At 31.0% G+C, this 3,010-nt stretch carries 5 protein-coding genes; all 5 read left to right on the top strand.

Translation table 11 applies throughout. The annotated features are described in order from the left end of the window. A partial coding sequence (locus VK071_03015) for a hypothetical protein (protein ID HLR34282.1) occupies positions 1-454 on the top strand: 454 nt, incomplete at its 5' end. A 10-nt stretch (positions 455-464) separates the two neighbouring features. After that, positions 465-1,739, top strand: coding sequence for a replicative DNA helicase (gene dnaB / locus VK071_03010; GenBank protein HLR34281.1), 1,275 nt, complete (start codon positions 465-467; stop codon positions 1,737-1,739). A gap of 13 nt (positions 1,740-1,752) precedes the next feature. Continuing rightward, on the top strand, positions 1,753-2,388 hold the full coding sequence (locus VK071_03005; GenBank protein ID HLR34280.1) for a hypothetical protein: 636 nt from the start codon (positions 1,753-1,755) through the stop codon (positions 2,386-2,388). Between the two features lie 2 nt (positions 2,389-2,390). Beyond that, the gene (locus tag VK071_03000; protein ID HLR34279.1) at positions 2,391-2,798 is read left to right on the top strand and encodes a single-stranded DNA-binding protein; all 408 of its coding nucleotides are present in this window, start codon (positions 2,391-2,393) and stop codon (positions 2,796-2,798) included. Between the two features lie 11 nt (positions 2,799-2,809). Beyond that, entirely contained in the window at positions 2,810-2,992 is a 183-nt protein-coding gene (locus tag VK071_02995; protein ID HLR34278.1) for a hypothetical protein, read from the top strand. The last annotated feature ends 18 nt before the right edge of the window (positions 2,993-3,010 follow it).

The raw sequence follows: 3,010 nt of genomic DNA, 5'->3' as shown, positions 1-3,010 counted from the left end.
AAAAGAAAGACGTATATATATTACCCCTAGAAAATATATTCATGGGGGTGGTGAAAATAATTTCATGGGGGGTGGTGAAAATAATTTCCTAGATAATAATACAAGTATTAATATTACAAGTATTAATAGTATATATGCTTTCTGGAATACTCAAAAAATTATAAATCACAGAAAATTAACTGACAAAATGAAAAGAAAGATTAGAACCAGCTTAAAAGATTACAAAGAAGAAGAAATAAAACAATCTATTAAAAATTATAGTGAAATCCTTAATAGCGATAAATATTGGTTTACTTATAGATGGACTATAGATGAGTTTTTGCAAAGAGGAATAGAAAAATTTATTGATAGAGAAGTAGCTAAACAAAATTATCTTGATGAAAGTAAAATTGATAAGAAACAACAAAGTAAAGGAGAACACAATCCTTATAAACACATGAAGATTTATGAATAGAGGTGTTTAAATGATACAAAATCACAAATTAGAGCAAAGTGTACTTGCTTGTATGCTGATAGACAACGAATGTGCTGAAGAATACGGTTTGTTAGAAATAGATGATTTTACAATATTAGATAATCAAAAAACCTTTTATGCAATTAAAAATTTAGTTAAAAATAATAAAGCAATTGATTATATGACGGTTTATGAAGAAACAAAGCAAGATGTCGAATTAACTTATTTGATGAATTTAGCAGAAGTAATGCCAAGTGTAATAAATTTTAAAAGTTATGTAGAACAATTAAAAGACTTAACCTTAAAAAGAAAACTTTATAAATTAGCTGATGAATTGAAAGATAGAGATAAAAAAGGTCAAGAAATAGCAGAATTGGCAGAGGAGAGAATATTTAATTTACAAGAATCTAATATATCAGGGGAGTTCGTACAAGCTAGAGACTTAGCTATGGATACATTAAATTATATACAAAATTCCTATGATGGCAAGGTTCCTACAGGAATAAACACAGGATATCAAGCCTTAGACAGAATTTTAAGGGGAATGCAAGGGGGAGACTACATTCTGTTAGCTGGTCGTCCCTCTATGGGGAAAACTGCCCTATCAATTAATATAACAGAAAATCTAATATTAAATAATAAAACAGTTGCCTTTTTTAGCTTAGAAATGCCGAATAGACAGATAATGCAAAGAATGTTGCTAGGAAACAGCTTAACACCAGCAAATAAATTATCCGATAAAAAAATGGATAAATACGATTGGGAAAGATTAAGTAACTCAATGAATTCTATGTTAAATACAAAGTTGTACTTAGAAGATGACTCAAGTAAAACAGTAGCAGAAATGAATAGCATGTGCAGGAGATTAAAAAGACGTGTTGGATTAGATATTGTCATAATTGATTATTTACAACAGATACAAGCGACAGCAGGTGGAAATCGAAGGGAACAGGTAGAACAAATCTCAAGAGATTTAAAAAGGATGGCTAAAGACCTAGACGTACCAGTTATAGTTGTTTCTAGTTTATCAAGAGCTAATCAAATGAGAGAGGATAAAAGGCCTATACTATCAGACTTAAGAGAATCGGGACAAATAGAATTTGACGCAGATATGGTTTTATTTGTACACAGAGAGGAATATTATGAGCCTACCCCTGAAAACAAGGGAAAGGCAGAAGTGATAATAGCAAAGCATAGAAATGGACCAACAGGAATAGCACGGTTAGGATGGATATCAGAATTTACTAAGTTTGTTGATATTACGGACTTAGAAACTAGATATTAAGGAGGTAATGAAAATGAGCAACCGAAAGCCTTGGACAACCAAAGAAGTACAATTTTTAAAAGATAATATAAGCAAAATGACATATAAAGAAATAGGAATGAAAATTGGTAGAAGTAAACAGTCTGTCGCGTGTAAAGTTAATAGAGAAGGTTTTACAAAAGGTAAGAAAAATAACAGATGGACAGAAAAGGAAAAGGAGTTTTTAATTAAACATGCTGCAACAATGTCAAGGATAGAAATAGCTGAATATCTAAATAAAAGTGAGCAATCTGTATTTAATCAAATATGGTACTTAAGACAAAGTGGCATTAAAGTACCAGAAAAGCTAAAAACTAGAAATACTAAATATGGAGAAAAGAAATGCCCAAATTGTGAAGAAGAAAGATTAATAGGAGAAGTATCAACTTGGGATAGCAAAAATAATACAACAGCTATGGCTTATTATTGCAATACTTGCTTTACTGAATTCTTTAAAAACGGGGAAATATTGCCCCCTTTAGAAGAAAAAATATCGGGAAAGAAAAAAACATATGAAATGTTAGATATGGGTATTTGGGATTTAACAGAATTAAGTGAAAGAACAGGGTTAAGAAAAAGTACTGTATGTGAGTACAGAAAACGATATAAAAAAGAAAAAGGAGCGATATAAAAATGAATAATTGTACACTTATCGGAAGATTAGTAAGGGACCCAGAATTAAAAATGTTACCTAATACAGGTACAGCAGTAACAAACTTTACACTAGCAATTGATAAGGAACTTAGCAAAGATAAAAAGCAAGAAATGGAATCACAAGGTAAACCTACAGCAGATTTTATAAACATTGTAGTTTGGGGTAGAATGGCTGAAACATCTGCACAATATTTGAGAAAAGGGCAAAGAACAGCAGTCCAAGGAAGGATACAATCTAGGACCTATGATGATAAAGATGGCAATAGAAGATATATAACAGAGGTAGTAGCAGAAAGAGTTGAATTTATAGATTGGGGAGATAGTAGCAATAACAATGATAGTCTAGACGGATTTGAGCCGATAGACGATAGTGATATTCCATTTTAAGGAGGGATAAAATGAACTGGTTTGTAATAATCGACAGAAATGGGTTATATCATACAACAAAATTTGACAACGTACTAGATGCAGAAGATTATATAAACCTACAATTTGAAGAAGGAAGAATAAAAGAAGTAGATAGGGTTTATTTGACCGAGGAAGGCATTGAACTTAATAAAGGAGTGTATATGCATGAGTAGCTTTAAAAAAGAGTTAAT

This window comes from Tissierellales bacterium, assembly GCA_035301805.1.
Lineage (GTDB): Bacteria > Bacillota > Clostridia > Tissierellales > DATGTQ01 > DATGTQ01.
This window is presented reverse-complemented; position numbering and strand designations above follow the sequence as displayed.